Raw genomic sequence first — 17,039 nt, 5'->3', positions numbered from 1 at the left:
CAACAGGTTGAGTGTGTTGCTGCTTGAGTGACTGAGTTAGTTCACGAATTAATTCATGACGAAGCCGCCGTTCACCGGCAATAACTGGCCGGTAACGAAGCGCGCTGCGTCGGACAAGAGAAACAGGACGGGACCGTTCACGTCGTCGGGAACCTGCGCACGATTGAGCGCGCGTCCCTTCAGGTAATACTCGTGGCGTTCAGCCGGCACGTACGCAGTCGCCTCGACTTCGGTCAGGCCGGGCGCAATGGTGTTCACCGTAATGCCGTGGGCACCAAACTCGCGGGCGAGCGAGCGGGTCATCGAAATGACGGCGCCCTTGCTCGCCACATACGCGAGCAGCTTTGGTGCGCCCCACATGGCTGTATCGGAGGCAATATTCACGATGCTGCCCCGCCCTGAATCACGAAGATGCGGCATGGCGGCAGTGCTCATGAGCCAGGTGCCGCGCACGTTGACGTTCATGACTGCGTCCCACGTCGCGGTGCTCAGTTCGTCGGCTGCCTTGCCACCCGAATTCGTGATCGCCGCGTTATTGATCAGCCCATCGATACCGCCCATCAACTCGGCGCTCGCCGCAACGCACGCCTGAATGCTCGCCGTATCGTTCAGATCGAGCGACACGAAGTCCACGCGATGACCCGCTTCGTTCAGCGTCTTCGCGAGCGTCCGGCCTTCGTCCTCCAGCACGTCGCCGAACGCCACATGCGCACCCGCTTGCGCCAGCGATGTCACGAACGCCGCGCCCAATCCGCGCGCACCACCCGTGACAAGAATGCGGCGTCCGGCAAGCGCGTCATGCATGACCGTGCTCCGGCTGTTCGGCCTTCAGCGCATCGAGTGCGGCAAGATGTTGTTGCGCGCGTTGCTTGAACATGCGGCGCACCCGCGTCATGCCGACATCGTGCTGATACAGGAACTCATGGTCGCGCGCATTCGGCGCCATGCTTTCGAGTACGTATCGATCCTGTTCCAGCACCGCCCAATGCAGTCCTTCGAGACGGTTTCGATACATGAATTTCCATGCATCACGCTGCCAGCCCGAGACCTTGCGAGTGCGCCAGAAATAGACCTGGCAATTGTTTTCATCGACAGGAACAGCGAAGCCGATAATTCCGAAGTTGCCGCCCGGACCGAACTTCTTCTTGTAGGGAATCGCCAGGCGCATCCACAGGCAACCCGTTTCACCGATCTCGACCCAGTCGAAATTCACGTCGCGCTGGCCGACCTTTTCGAACATCAAGCCGGTGTCCGTCTTGCGCACGCGCATGTCAGCCTGCTTGTCGCCATCGGCCATGGAATGGGACGTGGCGTGCAGATACGCGCCGTGCATCGGGTCCATGACGTTGTCGATTGCGTACTGGTAATTGCACTTCCAGTGCGACATGCAGAGGAAGCTCGCGTACTCTTCGGCGACCAGCTCTTCCGGCAATTGCAGCGGTGCGGGTTCCTTGTTCGCGTCATCGCCGAACCAGAGAAAAATCGCGCCCGCATGTTCTTGTGCGGGATACGACTTCACGCACCTCTGCCCTTCAAGCGGACACGCCGACACGGCCGGCACCTTCTGCACGGTGCCGCTGCCGTCCACCTCGATACCGTGATACCAGCATGCCACGCTGCCGCCAAGGTTCCATCCGAGCGACAGACGCGCGCCGCGATGCGGACAGCGGTCTTCAAGCGCATGAATCTGGCCATCGTTATCGCGCCACAACACGATCTGGTCTCCCAGTCGGGTCAGTCCGATCGGCGCGTTCGCCACTTGCCAGCTCGGCGCCACGGGATACCAATAATTGCGCAAGCCTCGATCTAGGTACGCCTGAACCAGTTCAATGCCAGCGGTCACGTTATCTGTATTGGGAGACGTCATTTAGCTTTACTCCTGATATCGGTTGATGCGGCGTTCAATCAGCCAGCGTGCGGAACTCGGCGACGAGCCGCTCTTCGGTCCACGCAGCACCTTCGGGCGTGCGAAAGCCGATACCGTTCAAGCCGTCGGCAATCTGATCGAGCTCTACCGCGCCGGCATCGAACACGCGCTCAAGCGCATCGCCGAAGTCGTTTTCGTATTGCGTCGGCTCGGCCTTGCGCGTTTGCCAGATAAAGTTTTCCGTCTCACCCGGCTTTTCGATCACGCCTTTGCCGGCCACGTTGTTCGGCTGTGGCGCCAGCCACGGCTTGAGCGAGGGATTGAAGTTCACGGTTACTTCGCGAGGAGCGTCATTCGTTGCCATGTCATTCCACCTTGATCTGGATTTCTTCGCCGGCGAGTCGAACCGCGTAGGTCTTCAGGTCGCGTCCACCGGGCTCTTTCAGGCACTTGCCCGTCGGAATATGAAAAACGGCTTCATGCAACGGACATTCGACCGTGTCGCCATCGACAAAACCTTGCGTCAGCAGCGCATAAGCATGCGGACACACGTTTTCGAGCGCATACAGCTCATCGCCCACGCGATAAATACCGACCTCCGCGCCGCCCTCGATCTTGTATTCGATCGGAGAGTCCTCCGACAGATCACCGGCCTGTCCGGCGCAACGCCATTGCTCAGCCATTGCTTACTTCCTCCGGGGTTTGTTTGTTCCATATAAGGAACGTTGATTTACATGTGGTCATTATAGAAGTGGTTTCTCGCTGATCAAAAAGAAAAATGACGCTCTCGGTGAAAACACTTAGTGAACTGAAGATTGGCGGATTTATGGCTCCGGCAGGACTATCACCCCTACTGAGCTTTTTCTTTCAAAACAGTCATTTACAGACCAATTTTGGTGCACGTCAGATCTGTTTCCCACAATCTGCAACTGCACGAATTTATTTTTTTCCCAGCTTGAAAACTCAATATACTTTCCATAGGCAAGACGTTGATCCATAGGTGGAACACTCGTAACGATCACACGACTTGAGGAAAAGGGAATGCGTGGCAGGGAAATCAGGGCCCGCGAATCAATCGAACAATTAGGAGAACGTAAGGTGAAACACATCATCGCGGCGGGGTTGATTGGGGCCGGCGTTGCATCGGGCGCGTGGGCGCAAAGTACCGTGACGCTCTACGGCAGCCTGGACGCCGGTATTGCGTACATCAGCAACAGCGGCGGCCACGCAAAATGGATGGAAGAGCAAGGCAACATGCAGCCGGACCGTTGGGGTATTCGCGCAGTCGAGGATCTGGGCGGCGGACTGCAGTCGATCGTGGTGTTGGAGAACGGCTTCTATACGAACACCGGCGCCTTTGCGAAGAGCAGTGTCGAGTGGAACAGGCAGGCTTACGTGGGCCTTAGTTCCGACCAGTTCGGCAAAGTCACATTGGGACATCAAACGCCGTTTTCGTTTGACTACCTCGGGCCGCTGTCCACGGGGTATCAAGCGGCAAGCTGGTACGCGTTCCATCCCGGCAATATTGACGAACTCGCGGATACCGGCGTGGTTCCCTACGACAACTCAGTGAAGTTCACCTCGGTGAATTATCACGGGCTCAGCTTCGGCGCGATGTTGGGTCTGGGTAACACGACCAACTTCTCCACGGGCAAGTCGGATAGCTTCGGCGTGAGTTACGCGAACGGTCCCTTCACTGCAGCGGCGACCTATTCGAACGAACATAACCGCACAGTCTCCGTCTCGACGCTTGGGCTTGCGACTTTCCAGAACCAGCCGGCCGCAACCTATACCGCCGATAAAGTCGAGAACATGGGCGCAGGTGTTTCCTACACGATCGGCAACGTGGTAACGCACGCGTTGTACACGCGTGTGAAACTGCAATCGAATGGCGTGTCCAATCTGTTCCAGAGCTACGATGCGGGCGCGACGTGGAAGATGGTTCCGGACAACTGGATCGCGGGCGGCGCAGCCACGACGACATTCGCCGGCGCGCGCTATACGCAGTTCGAGATTGGCGACATCTATCTGCTGTCGAAGATGACGCAGGTATATGTGAATGCGTTGTACGAGCGCGCCAGCTCAGGGGCGAATGCAGCGCTGTTCACGGCGGGTGTATCGAGTAATCGCAATCAGGTGGCAGTGCTCGCAGGCATTCATCACGCGTTCTAAGGCGGGTTTAAGCGGGGCCGCCAAGAGGCGTCGCGCATCCACGCGACGCGGCTCTTTCACTCCGTTTTTTCGGCGCGTCGTGCAGCCAGCTGGGCGGTGGGGTCTCCATCGTAGGGCCGGTATCCCATTCGCACCGATAGCTCGATCGCCGCGCCGCACACGGCAGTAACGAGGTCGTCCTTCTCACGTGCCGTTCCAAATTCCGAACGCGGCACCGTGACCGTCACTGCGGCGACTATGCTGCCCGAGCGCTCGCGCACCGGCGCCGTCACCACCGAGATTCCCCGCTCGAATGCCCCTTCGCTCGAGCCATATCCCTGCGATGCACACATGCGCACCCGCTCTTCCAGTTCGCTCACCGTGCCCGGCGTGCGATCCGTGAACTGCTCGAGACGTTTCTCCGGATAAAGCGTGCGCAGTTGCGGCAAACCAAGATCGCTCATCAGTACGTGTCCGTGCGTGGTTGCATGCGCGGGGAAACGCGTGCCTACATGCACCCTCACCGAGCTGAACATGGCGTCGTGACTCTGGGCCTTGGCGACGAACACCACATCGCGTTGATCGCGGATAAGCAAGTGGGCATTCAGGCCGGTCCCGTCCCGAAGACGTTCGAGGATGGGAGCCGCGAAGTCGGTGAGCTCGAGCGAACTCAGGTATTCGAATCCGAGTCGCAGCACCGCGACGCCGAGCCTGAAATTGCGATCGTCATTGACTCGCTCCAGAAAACCCAGCGACTCGAGCGTCTGCAGCAATCGGAATGTTGTCGTGCGCGGGATGCCGATACGCTTCGATAATTCCGGCGCACCCAGGATCGGCTCGCGAGCGGAAAACTCCCCAAGGATTCGCAGCCCGCGCTCGAGGCCCGGGACGAGATAGGACGTGCTGGCGGCGGTATCCTCAGTGGTCTCGGCAGCGTCGTTCAGCGCGTCAAGAGACGACATTTTTTCGGTGGTGGGTTGTTTGGACATACCGTCTTACTCGGAATCTCGTCGGCATCTATCATAACCGACGCGGTTCACGCGGGCCTTGTCTCGAGATCCCGAGTATCGCCGGTGTGCTTGACTAATAAAGTAGTGCTCCCGCCGTAAATACTATCAGTCTTGGATTGCAGGCGAGCGGCATACTGAGTCCGATCTGGCCGACGGGCACCGAGCCATTCTGCGTTGATCAAGTAGACAAGAGCGAATGACGCTGCAAGGCGCGGGCCTCTGGCCCTGCGAGCCATGCCTCGGCATTCCAACGGTGATTCACTGGACTATTTTGAAGAGTCCATTTCAATTTTGTTAAGTGTCGCGCACGCGGCGTTTGTCAACGTAGTTGTCGTGTCACTTCGTGCACACTGTTTTGATTCTGCTGGCCGCACCCGTTCCGAATTGACTATGTACCGGTAGTAGTTTTGCGACCTCGAGACGACAGCTCTCTTGCGTTCGTTTTGTTTGTCGTGCTCCAGGCGTCACATGGCATGGTTGGAGCGTCACTGCCGCATTTCAGAGAGCTATCTAATAAGGATAACTATGCTTAAGTGAAAAAGTAATTTACAACCGTTAACTTGGCAAAGCCTTCGCCCTGCCGCCATCGGAAGGCTCGAAGGGTCGCGATTGAGCACGGGCTGTCACCGTGCCAGCAACAAAAAATTGTCGCGCCTCGAGTTATGCAGACCCTCCTTAATAAAATTGGACGGGTGAAAGCCTTGGCGGATGTATGTGCGAGCTGAAGGTGGAGACGGATTCGGCCGAGCACTGCGACGGCGGGAATTGCACTAACCGTGCGGAGCAAATATCGCCCGTCGGCCCGCTGAAATAGTCCGACCCCGCTTCGGGAAGCGCAAGAATAGGCAAGCCGCGCGGATCGGTAGCTGCTGTCGCAGCACGGTACTGCAGGTCGATTGAGATTGCAAAGCCACGGGTCGCGGCCTGATAGATGTCGAGCCGCTAACCTTCGACGGAAACTCCTTGCGTCTCTGAAAAAGCGTACATATACTTAGCTGTAAGACAGCTTGACAGCCAGTCACATAAGACAAGAGGAGTACCGCACATGAAGATCGCATCGATAGAGACGACTATCGTCCGCCTGCCGTTCTCTCACGGAGGGTCGCCGACAGGCTTTGGCGGGGCCGTATGGGGCACGATCGATGTTCTCCTGGTCGAGGTTCGCACTGACGAAGGCCTGAGTGGATGGGGAGAAGCGTTCGGTTTTAATGTCAATCCCGCAACCAAAGCGGTGATCGACAACATGATCACGCCTCTTGTCCTGGGCGCGAACCCGGTGGAAATCGACTCCATCTGCGAAACATTGGAGAAGAAACTTCATCTGTTTGGACGCAACGGCCCGGTCACGTATGGCATCTCCGGCGTCAACATTGCGCTGTGGGACCTGGCCGGAAAAATCGCCGGCATGCCGCTCTACAAACTCATCAATTCCGGTGCGAACGTTTCGCGCCTGCCGGCATACGCGAGCCTGCTGCGATATGGAAATGTGCAAGATGTCGAGCTCAATTGCTCGCGCGCGTTGCGTGAGGGCTATCGTTCATTGAAGCTACATGAGATCGAGGTCGCCAATATTGAGGCAGCGCGCAGTGCCGCCGGCCCCGCGACACGCCTGATGGTCGACACCAATTGCGCATGGACGTTCGATGCCGCGCGCAACATCGCGAACCGTCTTCGCGCGACAAACCTCTATTGGCTCGAAGAGCCAATCTGGCCGCCGGAGGACCGAGCATCGCTGGCAGCGTTGCGCATAGATGGCGCTGCGCCGATCGCGGCCGGCGAAAACGTGCCGAATGCGCGTGGCTTCGCTGATTTGCTCGATGCGCGCTCCCTCGACTTCGTTCAGCCGAGCGTCATCAAGTGTGGTGGCATCTCGGAAATGTTGAAGATCTTTGCGCTCGCCGATAGCGCGAACGTACGCATCGCGCCTCACTCACCCTATTTCGGGCCCGGCTTTCTCGCCACGCTACATCTGATTGCCGCATCCGGTCACGACGACGTGCAATTCGAGCGGCTTTATGTTGATCTCGCGGACAACCTCTACGGCGACTGGATTCATCCGGTTGAAGGTTCCCTACGAGTTCCGCAAGGCCCGGGACTCGGGCTCGATCCCGATCCCGATGTCATCGCGCGTTTTCGCGACTGATTAACTTTCATGCAAGGACTGATTGATGGCCATCATCGACTTCCGGGCTCGCCCACCTACGCCCGAATATCTGCGCGCATTGGAGTTGCCGTTGACGCAAACCGTCATGCGCAAACTCGGTTCCCCGCAACCCCAACCCCGCACCCTCGACGAGTGGATGCAGGATCTGACACGACTCGACGTCGAGCGGGTCGTGTTCGCCGGACGTCAGTCCAGTGGAACAAGCGCCAACGATGTCACCAATGAATACGTGGCCGACGTGATGCATCAATATCCGGATCGGGTCATTGGGCTCGCTGGTATTGATCCGTTGCTAGGCATGCGTTCGGTGCGAGAAGTGCGCCGTGCAATCGAGGAGCTCGGCCTGAAAGGCGTAGCGCTCGACCCCTATGGAGGTCGCATTGCGGCGAATGATCGACGACTCTATCCGATCTACGCGAAATGCGCCGAACTTGGGGTGCCGGTCGTGATCACGAGCGGACCATTGCCGTTTGCAGGTCCTCGTCTGGAGCACGGTAGCGTGTTGCCCATTGATGACGTGGCGTGTGACTTCCCTGAACTGACCCTGATCATCGACCATTCCGGCTGGCCATGGGTCACCGAAACGATTGCACTCGCGTTCCGTCACGAGAATGTGTACATCGATACGTCGTTCTATTTTCATCTCCCGGGCTGCGCGCAATTCGCTGAAGCCGCCAACACGTGCATTCCCGATCGCATCCTCTTCGCAAGCGGTTTTCCTGTTGTTCCGATTCCCACCGCACTTGATCGCGTACGTGCACATCCGTTCTCGGATGAAGCGCTCGAAGGGGTGCTTTATCGGAACGCGGATCGACTCTTACGCAAGCTTGGCATCATCGGAGACATCAAATGACCGTACAACATGAGACCGTCTGCAGCGAAGCATTCTGGCGGCAGGTCGCGGCCGCGGCCAACGCGGATGACGACTTCCACAACCGGAGCTCACACCTGCGAGACTTTTCTTTCGCCTTCCAGATCGGTGACAGTCGAATCGGACTGCAGATTGATCAAGGAACCTTGGCGCTTGTGATGAAGGACACGCCGTCCTTTGTACTGTCGGGCCCAGTCGAGGAATGGTCGAGCCTCGTCGCTGGTGACAAGGCGTACGGCGAAGCTACCAACGTCGTACACGGCAAGCTTAGAGTCAGTGGCGATGCGCTTGCGTCCACATGGGCGAACCGACCCCTCTGGCAATTGTTCAGACTGACCCGGCGCATTGTCGCCTCAGGAGACTTAGATGGTTGAGATCGTTGGGCGATACGTCGAAGTGGACGGTGTGCGCTCGTACTACGAAAGCGCCGGGACAGGGAAACCCCTTTTGCTGATGCACACCGCGGGACGCGATAACCGTCAATGGCAGGGGGTAATCGAGCGGCTGGCGAAAACCTATCATTGCGTGGCACCGGACTTGCCGGGTCACGGCAAAAGCTGGCCGCTGGAGGGCAATGCGTGCTTAAGCGATATCGAATCAATTCAGGCATGGCTGTGGCGGTTCACCCAGACGCTCGGCCTGGAACGTCCGGCAGTGATGGGATGTTCGGTCGGCGGCAATCTGTCATTGCTGCTGGCCGCGCGGCATCCTGAGGTGCGCGCGGCGATCGCATTGCAAGGTGCTGCTTACACGCCGACGTTTACCGAAACGGCCCTTGACATGATGACGCATCCGCAAGTGAGTCTGATGCATGCGAATGTCGATTTCTCGATGAGTCTTGTGGGGTCGGCCGCGTCAGACGACGCACGCGCGTTTTCAGAATGGGGCGTTTTGTCTGTCATTCCGATCGCGCAGCAAAGCGACTTGCGCGCGTATGCGCATTGCGATTCTCGCGAACTGCTTTCCAATGTGCGTTGCCCGGTGATGATCGCACGCGGCACGGAAGACTGGCTCGTGTCGCAGGACATGGTCGAAGCTGCGCGCGACGCTCTGACGAACGCGGCGCGAGTCGAGTTACGCGCGTTGCCCGGTCTCGGACACTTCCCGCACCTCGAGGACCCTGAGTTAGTGGCCAGCATTGCCGACGTGTTCTTGCGCGACATCGACTGAACACCCAATACAACACACGCAAAACGGAGACAAGCATGAAACGCCGCTGGATCATCCTGTTACCAATCATGATGGTGACCTTTCTGATCGCCTTCCTCGACCGCACGAACATCAGTTTCGCGATACCAACCATGGGTCTAAAGCTTGGGCTGACCCCTGCGGTGCTCGGGTTCTCGTCGGGCGTGCTGTTTTTGGGCTACGCGATTACGCAGGCGGCTGGCGGCTGGCTGGCCGATCGCGGTCACACGAAGTCGCTGGTCGCGGTCCTTATGGTCGCGTGGGGAATCATCGCGATTGCGCAGGGTTTTGTGACTAATGCCACGCAGCTGGTAGTCGTGCGTTTCCTGCTTGGTCTTGCTGAAGGTGGCATTTTTCCCGCCTTCCTCGTGATCGTGCGCGCCTGGTTCAATGAAAATGAACGAGCTCGCGCGAACGGGATCTGGCAGCTCTGCTACCCGGTTTCCGCTGCGGTGAGCGGACCGATGGCCGGTTTGATTCTGCAACACGGAACGTGGGAAACACTCTTCATCGCCGAAGGCATCCTGCCGCTGGTCTGGTCGGTGGTCTGGCTGTGGGGAATGGCCGAAAAGCCGACGATGGCAAAATGGATGTCCGAACAGGACCGCACGTTGCTTTCCAGACACCTCACAGCGTCGGCGTCTTCGAGCGAAGCCATTGTGGCACGCGAGGCCACACGAGACGTCGTGTTCGAACAATTGCGTTCTCCAGTCGTGATACTGATGTTCTTTGTGCTGCTGTTCTGGAACATTGGTTTTCTCGGCTTCGTGATCTGGTTGCCGAGTGTGATCAAGCAATATGCAACGGAACTGGATTCGGTCGCGTTGGGCTGGTACAGCGCGCTGCCGTTCGCGGTGTCCGTACTCTCGCTAATCGTCCTGTCGAATCTCGCCGACCGCGCCGCGAGCCGCCGTGGCTATGTCGTGTGGCCGCTGATTGTTGCGGCTCTCGCACTGCTCGTTGGAGCAGCCACGTACGGACACACATCCTTCGGGATCGCGATGCTGCTACTGACCATTGCAGCCTGCGGTATCTATGGCGTGTATCCGGTCGTCTGGTCAATCGCAACTGATGCGGTACCGCCTGGCGTCACCGGCGTCGTGCTGGGGATCGTCAATGTCGGCGGCGTCATCGGATCATTCGCCGGACCCTATCTCGTTGGTTACGCTCGGTCGGTGTCGTCGTCGTTTGCGTCCGGGCTCGTCCTGATGGGTTCATGTCTTATTTTTGCCTCGATTTGCGCATGGTTCGCCAGTGCGCCGACTCGCGTTCGGATTGCCAAAGCTGTTCAGCGCTCGGCCTGAACAGGCATCTCCTTCATCCTTTACTGCACCCGTAACCCTATGAAACTAGCCAGTTTTCGCGTCAACGGACGTTCGTCGTTCGGCATTGTTGACGGGGACCAACTCATCGATACCTCGCCTATTTCAGCCGAGGTCGGCACAACGCTGAAGCAGGCAATCGCATCGCAGAGTCTGTCTGCGATCGCCCAATGGGCGGAATCAACCACCGAACGCCTGTCCATCGAAGCGGTCGACATGTTGCCTGTGATTCCTGACCCCGGCAAGATTTTGTGCGTCGGCATCAACTACCACGCGCACGTGAAGGAGACCGGCCGTGCGTTGCCCGAGTATCCGATGATTTTCACGCGCTTTGCTGACTCACAGTGTGGCCACCGTGGTGCGCTCGTGCGTCCGCCAGAGTCGAATCAGTTGGACTTCGAAGGCGAGCTTGCCGTGATTATCGGCCGGTACGCGCATCGTGTGCCGGCTGCTCGGGCGCTCGAGCATATCGCGGGATACTCGTGCTACAACGATGGCAGTATTCGTGACTGGCAGCGTCATACAATCCAGTTCACGCCGGGCAAGAACTTTCCGTCGACGGGCGCATTTGGCCCCTGGCTTGTCACTGCGGACGAGATTGGCGACCCATCCAACCTTTCGCTGATCACACGTCTGAACGGAACAGTGATGCAGTCAGCGAACACGAGTGACCTGATTTTCAGTATCGAAAAACTTGTCGAATATTGTTCGTCGTTCACCGCGTTGCAGCCGGGCGACGTGATCATCACGGGCACCCCCGGAGGGGTCGGCGCCTTTCGTGAGCCGCCGGTGTGGCTTACGCCAGGAGATACAATAGAGGTAGAGATATCCCGCATTGGCATCTTGTCGAACACTATCATTGAACACACTCAATGAAGTATTACACCCATCGCCACGTTGCGCCCGTTGTCCAGAACCCTGTGGTGCTCAGCCCGATATAACGGGTGCGCTGCGCATTGGAGCCGTCCGTGTCAAGTTCGCCATCATTTTCGGAATCGATCGAGAAAGTCGGCCGCCGCCGCGTCGTTGACGAGGTGCGTGAACGGCTGATCACGAGTATTCAGTCCGGAGAACTGGGAGTCAACGAACGGCTGCCTTCGGAAAACGAGTTGGCGCGCCTTTTTGGCGTGAGCCGTCCGGCCATTCGCGAAGCACTCGTGAGTCTCGAAGCGATGGGCCTGACAGTTGCGAAAAACGGGTCCGGGACGTTCGTTGTTGCCACGCAGGTCAAAGCCGAACTCATGTTTGGGGGCTATGCCCCAGCCCATCTGAACCAGGTCAGACGCTACGTCGAGATTCCGTCGGCCGAAGAGGCTGCGCGGCGTTGCACCGAGGCGCAGCTGGCCGAAATCGCATCGATTATCGAGCGATTGGAAGCCGAAGACGATCCGGCACGTCGCAACAAGCTGGACGCGGACTTTCACGTGGCCATCGCGCTCGCCACGGGAAATCCACTGCTCGCGAACATCGTTGGAAATTTGCGGACGATGGTCGAAGAGGAAGCTTTTACGGCAGCGCGATTGCCCCAGAGGCGATTACAAGCCCATGAAGAGCATCGAGCCATTTACGCAGCAATTGCAGCCAAGGATCCGAGACGTGCAAAAGCCGCGATGACCGCCCATATGGACTCGATTGACCGGTCGATCGCCGATCTGGAGCGTCGCCCGGAAAACGAGAACGGCTGAGTGGGTGCTTCCGGAAGCGCTTCCCAGCGAATCGCTTTATGGACACGTGCGAGACGAAGGATTACCAAAGGGTTTCATCTATTCGGACGGGCGAGTACCGAGCGCGCCTCAACCGGAAGGCTGTTTGTTAGGAGCGCTGGGGTTTTTAGCACCTTCAACCACAACAAGAAAAATATCGCTGTCGATGTGAAAGATCTGCGCGGTGTCGAAAACATGCAAAAGCTGTTTTCCGGCACCGACATCTTCAGCGAGAACTTCAAAAGCGGCACTATGGACAAGCTGGGTCTAGCCTACGCCGCCTTGTCCAGGCTCAAACCTTAACTCATCCGTCAGAACCATGCTGACGCTCCCGCTGTTCATTTTTAAGAAGGAGTACTTAAAATGAAGTTGCTTCGTTCACCCATGCGGCGTCAGATTCTAGGCGCGCTCGCCGCATCGCTAATTGCTCCCGCAATGACGCCGTTGCAGAGCTTTGCAAAAGAGGAAGCACGCAGCAAGAGCACGACCGGCAATTTCTTTATTCCTGTGCGATCAGACTGGCTCGCGTCCGGCACTGAGGCAGCGCTGGAACCTGAGGTTCCGATCATCGATGCGCATCATCACTTTATTGAGCGCAACGGATGGACATATCTGCTGAATGATTATCTCGAAGACGCGCGATCTGGACATAACATCACCGCGTCGGTGTATATGCAGGCGGATACGCGCTATCGGCAATCGGGCCCCGAGCAGCTCCGTCCTGTTGGCGAAGTCGAGTACGTTGAGCAAGTCACCGCACCGTTACAGAAAGAAAAACCACAGGTCGCCAAAGGTATCGTGGGGTACGCTGATCTCAGGCGCGGAGCCGCAGTTCGCGATGTCCTGGAGGCCGAACTTGATGCGGGCGATGGTCGCCTGCGTGGCGTGCGGCACATTGTGACGTGGGACGTCGATAAAACAATTGTTAATCCCTCGTCAGCAGTACCGCGCGGACTGTTGCTCGATCCGAACTATCGCGCGGGCGTAGCCCAACTTGGTCCGCTGGGGCTTTCGTACGACGCGTGGCTGTTTTTCCCACAGCTTCCCGAGCTGTTCGATTTGGCCAAGGCGTTTCCTGACACGCGCTTCGTCGTCAATCACTGCGGCGGTGTTGTGCGAATCGCCAGCTACGCTGACCAACGCAAGGAGGTGTTCGAGACATGGGCCCGCTCAATGCGCGAGCTCGCGCAATTGCCGAACGTCTATGTGAAGGTCGGCGGCCTGGGTATGCATCTTAACGGCTTCGACTTTGAGAAGGGTGAGCGTCCGCCGTCCTCGGTCGAACTCGCGGAAACGTGGAAGCCGTGGATGCATACCTGCATCGAAGCCTTCGGCGCGAACCGCTGCATGTTCGAAAGCAATTTTCCGGTGGACAAAGGTTCCTATCCATTCAGCAATGGGTGGAACGCCTTTAAGAGACTGACCGCACAAGCGAGTGCGGAAGACCGGGAGGCCCTATTCCGAGGTACGGTGACAGACGTCTACCGCCTCGCTTAAGTCGGAGACGAGCAAATCCGCGACAAACTAAGCGAAGCTCAAGAAGAATTTTGAGTCTCGATAGTTTGTCAGTTAGCTAATCGTATACGCTCGCGGCCAAGAGGCCGATAACCTGGTTGAAAGGCTTTAAGAATGCTCATTTTCCTGGCTGGCGATTCACGAAGGACCGTCACAGCGTAGCGACGGACACAGAACTGAGTCCGCGCAGCAGGCCATAGTTCAAACGGGTTGAATGGATTCGGGAAGATTAGCGTTGAAGTTGACCCCCTGGCGCTGGTTCGACTCCCATCCAAGCAACCAGAGTTCCAGTTTCGCGGGTGGCAGGGGACGGCTGAGATGATAGCCCTGCACCAGATCGCAGCGCATCTCCTTCAGTTGTTCCAACATTTCCTCTGTTTCCACACCCTCGGCTACGACCTTAAGGCCCATGTTGTGGCCGAGGTCGATGGTCGAGCGGACAATGGTCTCGTCGTCTTTGTGATTTGCCATGCCTATCACGAACGACTTATCGATCTTCAATTCGTCGACCGGCATGCGCTTGAGATACGACAGCGACGAATAGCCGGTGCCGAAGTCATCAATGGAAATTCGTATCCCGAGAGCGCGAAGGCGTTCGAGCGTTTCGATAGCGTGATCTGGGTCATCCAGGATGGCACTTTCCGTTATTTCCACCCAGATCCATTCGGCGGGGACGCCATGCTTCTGTAGCATCGACTGAAACATTTCGGGCAACGTGGACTGAATGAGTTCGCGGGCCGACACGTTCACCGACACGGCGAGTTCAATGCCCTGCTCGCGCCACATCGCGCACTGGTGAATCGCCTTATCGGCGACCCAGCGTGAGATCGTTTTTATATAACCCGTCTGCTCGGCGAACGGGATGAACTGATCGGGCGCGACGAAACCTCGCGTCGGATGGTCCCAGCGAATGAGCGCCTCGACATACTTTACGGTATGCGTTGCAAGATCCACTTTCGGTTGATAGTAGAGCGTCAACTGGTCGCGCTCGACAGCCTGGCGCAACTCGCTCATCAACGAAAGGCGTTCAGCGCTGTTGTGGTCGTGCTTCTCGTCGTAGAGAGCGAAGCCGGTGTTCGTGCGCTTGGCGGTGTACATCGCAATATCCGCGCGCCGCAGCAACACGTTCATGTCCGTACCATTTTGCGGAAAACTGACTATGCCGATACTCGCGCCTATATCGACAAGTTGGCCCTCGATCATGGTCGGCTCTTCGAGGTCCTTGAGCATGCGCGCTGCGATCATCTTCGCAGCCTCCATATCGTCGGTTGGAAGCAGCACTGCGAATTCATCACCACCAAGGCGCGCAACGGTGTCGGATGCCCGGTGCAATGATGCACGCAGGCGCTGGGCGACCTCACAGAGCAACAGGTCGCCGATCGGATGACCCAGCGTGTCGTTGACATACTTGAAGCGGTCGAGGTCCATCATCATCACGCTCAAAGGATGGCCGGCCCTGAGTGCAACGTTGATAGCCTGCTGCAGCCGGTCGCTGAATAGCGCCCGGTTTGGAAGACCCGTCAGGCGATCCATGTACGCCAGCTCGGTGATCCGCTGCTCGCGATCGGCAATGCCTTCCTGCATCTGGTTGAATGAGGTTGCAAGCTCGGCAATCTCGTCATTGTTCGAGACGACGAGCGGTTCGGCATAGTTTCCCTGGCCGATGCGCCGCGAGAACCGCGTCAATGCCGCGATCGGACGTGTAACGCTACGCGCGGTGAACACACTGCCGATGACTGACACCAGCACACCGCATAAGGTGATGAGCCACAGGGCGGTGCGCAGGCGTTGGAACGGAGCAAGTGCATCGCGCAGCGAACGCTGCAGAAGGACAGCCATGGGTTCGCCCGACGACTGCAGCTTGATGAGTCGGCTGGCGTAGTTCTCGTCGGCGAGACCGGCAGCATTCAGTGGCTTCGGTCGTTTTGCGGGATGCAGGGAACTCGCGAGCACGGTCCACTGGCCATCGGCGCGGCCATCGAGGAATGAGACGTCGAGCGAAGTCAGTTTGCTCATCTCGCTCGCCATCTTGTCGTCGATCAGAAACCCCATCGTGATCCATGCAATCGTAACGGGAGCTTTGACCGGGACCGCGACGAGCTGATAGGGGCGCCCGCTGATCATGCCAATCGATGATGCGTCGCCATTGCGCTCGGCCGCATGGATGAGCCCAGGGAAGGGAAAGCTCGCGCCTTCAGGCGCGGGCCCATTGCTGTCGGCGACCAAATTGCCCTCAAGGTCCACGAGCATCACGATATCCGCGTTGACGCGGTCGCCGTGATTCTTGAGCGCGGAGGCCACGGTGTTTTCGTCGTGCGTAGCCACCGCCTGACGAAAGGCGAAATCGGCTGCGACGACACTGGCCGCCTGCGCCAGCTTTTCCCCGTTGGAACGTAGCACTTGCCTGAACACACGTTCCGCGACAGACAGTTGCTCCTGCGCATTGCTGCGCGCATTCGAACTGATCACCGAATCGGTGACGAGGAAGGCCGCCGCCTGGACGACAAGCATCAGGAGAACGAAGATGACGGCGATTCGGGCGCGCAGGCTGTGGAGTCGCATGACGGGCGAATTACTCCGGTTTCAACTGTAGTGTGAACCTGACGGAGCTGTCGCTACCGGCGCTGACTTGGCTGGTTGGCAGTGTGTTCGGTTCGGTTATCCGGTAGTGCCACACTGTCACCTTGTAATTATCAGCGGGCAGGTTATCGATGTCTGCGCGACCGTTCGCGTCGGTCTTGGCGAAGTAAGGCGTATCAACGAGAAGCAGATAGGCGACCATCGTGTCGTGAATGTTGCAGCCCATCACCACAAGACCAGGATTGTCGAACACGACTGGTTTCGCGGGAATGCCGTGGTACAGGTTCAGTTCGAAGCGCTTGGCAGGCGAGAATGAATAGACGTCGTGTTCGATGTTGTCCTTGTTCGGGAACGTAATGGCGGCGCCGGTCTGTGCAACTGAGACAAGCGGGACGAATTGCCGCTTGATCTGGTCGATGACCGCGCCGGTTGGCTTGGTCGCCGGCAGCTTCCCGCTCACGGGCGTGGCGTAGACGATGGCGTCCTTGACCGGCGCACCAAGTGAGTCGGCGACCTGCACGTGAACATTGGCAGCGTTTGCGCCTATGGATGGGATGCTCGAAGCGCTGAAAAGAAGCGCTGAAATGATCCTTCTGTTGAGTCCCATTCGACTGTTTTCCCAGTAAAGCAATCGCATAAGTGCGTGGCATGCCGACAGGTTTATCGGC

At 58.0% G+C, this 17,039-nt stretch carries 16 protein-coding genes and 2 pseudogenes; 11 read left to right on the top strand and 7 right to left on the bottom strand.

Annotation, left to right across the window (positions count from 1 at the left end; translation table 11 throughout):
* Positions 1–48 precede the first annotated feature (48 nt).
* Genes SBC1_RS38015 through SBC1_RS38000 form a run of 4 tightly spaced genes read right to left on the bottom strand, consistent with a single transcriptional unit; the run spans position 49 to position 2,550 of the window.
* Positions 49–804, bottom strand: coding sequence for an SDR family oxidoreductase (locus SBC1_RS38015; protein WP_165107199.1), 756 nt, complete (start codon positions 802–804; stop codon positions 49–51).
* Entirely contained in the window at positions 797–1,867 is a 1,071-nt protein-coding gene (locus tag SBC1_RS38010) for an aromatic ring-hydroxylating dioxygenase subunit alpha (RefSeq protein ID WP_165107197.1), read from the bottom strand. Before SBC1_RS38010 ends, SBC1_RS38015 begins: the two co-directional genes overlap by 8 nt.
* Positions 1,868–1,901: 34 nt before the next feature.
* Positions 1,902–2,231, bottom strand: a complete 330-nt coding sequence (locus SBC1_RS38005) for a recombinase-like helix-turn-helix domain-containing protein (protein ID WP_165107195.1) — start codon at positions 2,229–2,231, stop codon at positions 1,902–1,904.
* 1 nt (position 2,232) lies between these two features.
* The gene (locus SBC1_RS38000) at positions 2,233–2,550 is read right to left on the bottom strand and encodes a non-heme iron oxygenase ferredoxin subunit (RefSeq protein WP_165107193.1); all 318 of its coding nucleotides are present in this window, start codon (positions 2,548–2,550) and stop codon (positions 2,233–2,235) included.
* A gap of 415 nt (positions 2,551–2,965) precedes the next feature.
* On the opposite strand from SBC1_RS38000, the gene SBC1_RS37995 reads away from it, so the two are divergent.
* Positions 2,966–4,039 carry a porin gene (locus tag SBC1_RS37995; RefSeq protein ID WP_165107191.1) on the top strand — a complete coding sequence of 358 codons (1,074 nt, stop codon included), beginning with the start codon at positions 2,966–2,968 and terminating at the stop codon, positions 4,037–4,039.
* Between the two features lie 56 nt (positions 4,040–4,095).
* On the opposite strand, the gene SBC1_RS37990 is transcribed toward SBC1_RS37995, so the two are convergent.
* Positions 4,096–4,980 carry an IclR family transcriptional regulator gene (locus SBC1_RS37990; RefSeq protein ID WP_241202544.1) on the bottom strand — a complete coding sequence of 295 codons (885 nt, stop codon included), beginning with the start codon at positions 4,978–4,980 and terminating at the stop codon, positions 4,096–4,098.
* A gap of 1,093 nt (positions 4,981–6,073) precedes the next feature.
* On the opposite strand from SBC1_RS37990, the gene SBC1_RS37985 reads away from it, so the two are divergent.
* The 10 genes and pseudogenes from SBC1_RS37985 (at position 6,074) to SBC1_RS37945 (ending at position 13,773) form a co-directional block, all read left to right on the top strand.
* Entirely contained in the window at positions 6,074–7,171 is a 1,098-nt protein-coding gene (locus SBC1_RS37985; protein WP_165107186.1) for a mandelate racemase/muconate lactonizing enzyme family protein, read from the top strand.
* Positions 7,172–7,196: 25 nt separating this feature from the next.
* Positions 7,197–8,045 carry an amidohydrolase family protein gene (locus SBC1_RS37980; protein ID WP_165107183.1) on the top strand — a complete coding sequence of 283 codons (849 nt, stop codon included), beginning with the start codon at positions 7,197–7,199 and terminating at the stop codon, positions 8,043–8,045.
* Entirely contained in the window at positions 8,042–8,437 is a 396-nt protein-coding gene (locus tag SBC1_RS37975) for an SCP2 sterol-binding domain-containing protein (protein ID WP_165107179.1), read from the top strand. The genes SBC1_RS37980 and SBC1_RS37975 overlap by 4 nt, the downstream gene beginning before the upstream one ends.
* A complete protein-coding gene (locus SBC1_RS37970) occupies positions 8,430–9,233 on the top strand; it encodes an alpha/beta fold hydrolase (RefSeq protein WP_165107175.1) in 804 nt (267 codons plus the stop codon). Before SBC1_RS37975 ends, SBC1_RS37970 begins: the two co-directional genes overlap by 8 nt.
* Before the next feature lie 35 nt (positions 9,234–9,268).
* Positions 9,269–10,555 carry an MFS transporter gene (locus tag SBC1_RS37965; RefSeq protein ID WP_165107172.1) on the top strand — a complete coding sequence of 429 codons (1,287 nt, stop codon included), beginning with the start codon at positions 9,269–9,271 and terminating at the stop codon, positions 10,553–10,555.
* A 39-nt stretch (positions 10,556–10,594) separates the two neighbouring features.
* Positions 10,595–11,449, top strand: a complete 855-nt coding sequence (locus tag SBC1_RS37960; protein WP_165107169.1) for a fumarylacetoacetate hydrolase family protein — start codon at positions 10,595–10,597, stop codon at positions 11,447–11,449.
* A 68-nt stretch (positions 11,450–11,517) separates the two neighbouring features.
* Complete coding sequence (locus SBC1_RS37955) at positions 11,518–12,258, top strand: FadR/GntR family transcriptional regulator (protein WP_370469753.1); 741 nt, start codon at positions 11,518–11,520, stop codon at positions 12,256–12,258.
* Positions 12,254–12,448: pseudogene (locus tag SBC1_RS40360) on the top strand (hypothetical protein); the annotation flags it as partial. The gene SBC1_RS37955 and the pseudogene SBC1_RS40360, both read left to right, overlap by 5 nt.
* Positions 12,367–12,576 (top strand): annotated as a pseudogene (locus SBC1_RS40355) (CoA transferase); the annotation flags it as partial. The pseudogenes SBC1_RS40360 and SBC1_RS40355, both read left to right, overlap by 82 nt.
* Before the next feature lie 63 nt (positions 12,577–12,639).
* On the top strand, positions 12,640–13,773 hold the full coding sequence (locus tag SBC1_RS37945; RefSeq protein ID WP_165107159.1) for an amidohydrolase: 1,134 nt from the start codon (positions 12,640–12,642) through the stop codon (positions 13,771–13,773).
* Positions 13,774–13,992: 219 nt separating this feature from the next.
* Here the strand turns inward: SBC1_RS37945 and SBC1_RS37940 are convergent, their stop codons facing one another.
* Together SBC1_RS37940 and SBC1_RS37935 are read right to left on the bottom strand one after the other, a co-directional pair.
* Positions 13,993–16,353, bottom strand: a complete 2,361-nt coding sequence (locus SBC1_RS37940; RefSeq protein WP_165107155.1) for an EAL domain-containing protein — start codon at positions 16,351–16,353, stop codon at positions 13,993–13,995.
* Positions 16,354–16,363: 10 nt separating this feature from the next.
* A complete protein-coding gene (locus SBC1_RS37935; RefSeq protein WP_165107153.1) occupies positions 16,364–16,978 on the bottom strand; it encodes a methylamine utilization protein in 615 nt (204 codons plus the stop codon).
* Positions 16,979–17,039 lie beyond the last annotated feature (61 nt).

The organism is Caballeronia sp. SBC1 (assembly GCF_011493005.1).
GTDB lineage: Bacteria > Pseudomonadota > Gammaproteobacteria > Burkholderiales > Burkholderiaceae > Caballeronia.
Note: the sequence above shows the minus strand (reverse complement) of the source record. Positions and strands in the feature narration are given on the sequence as shown.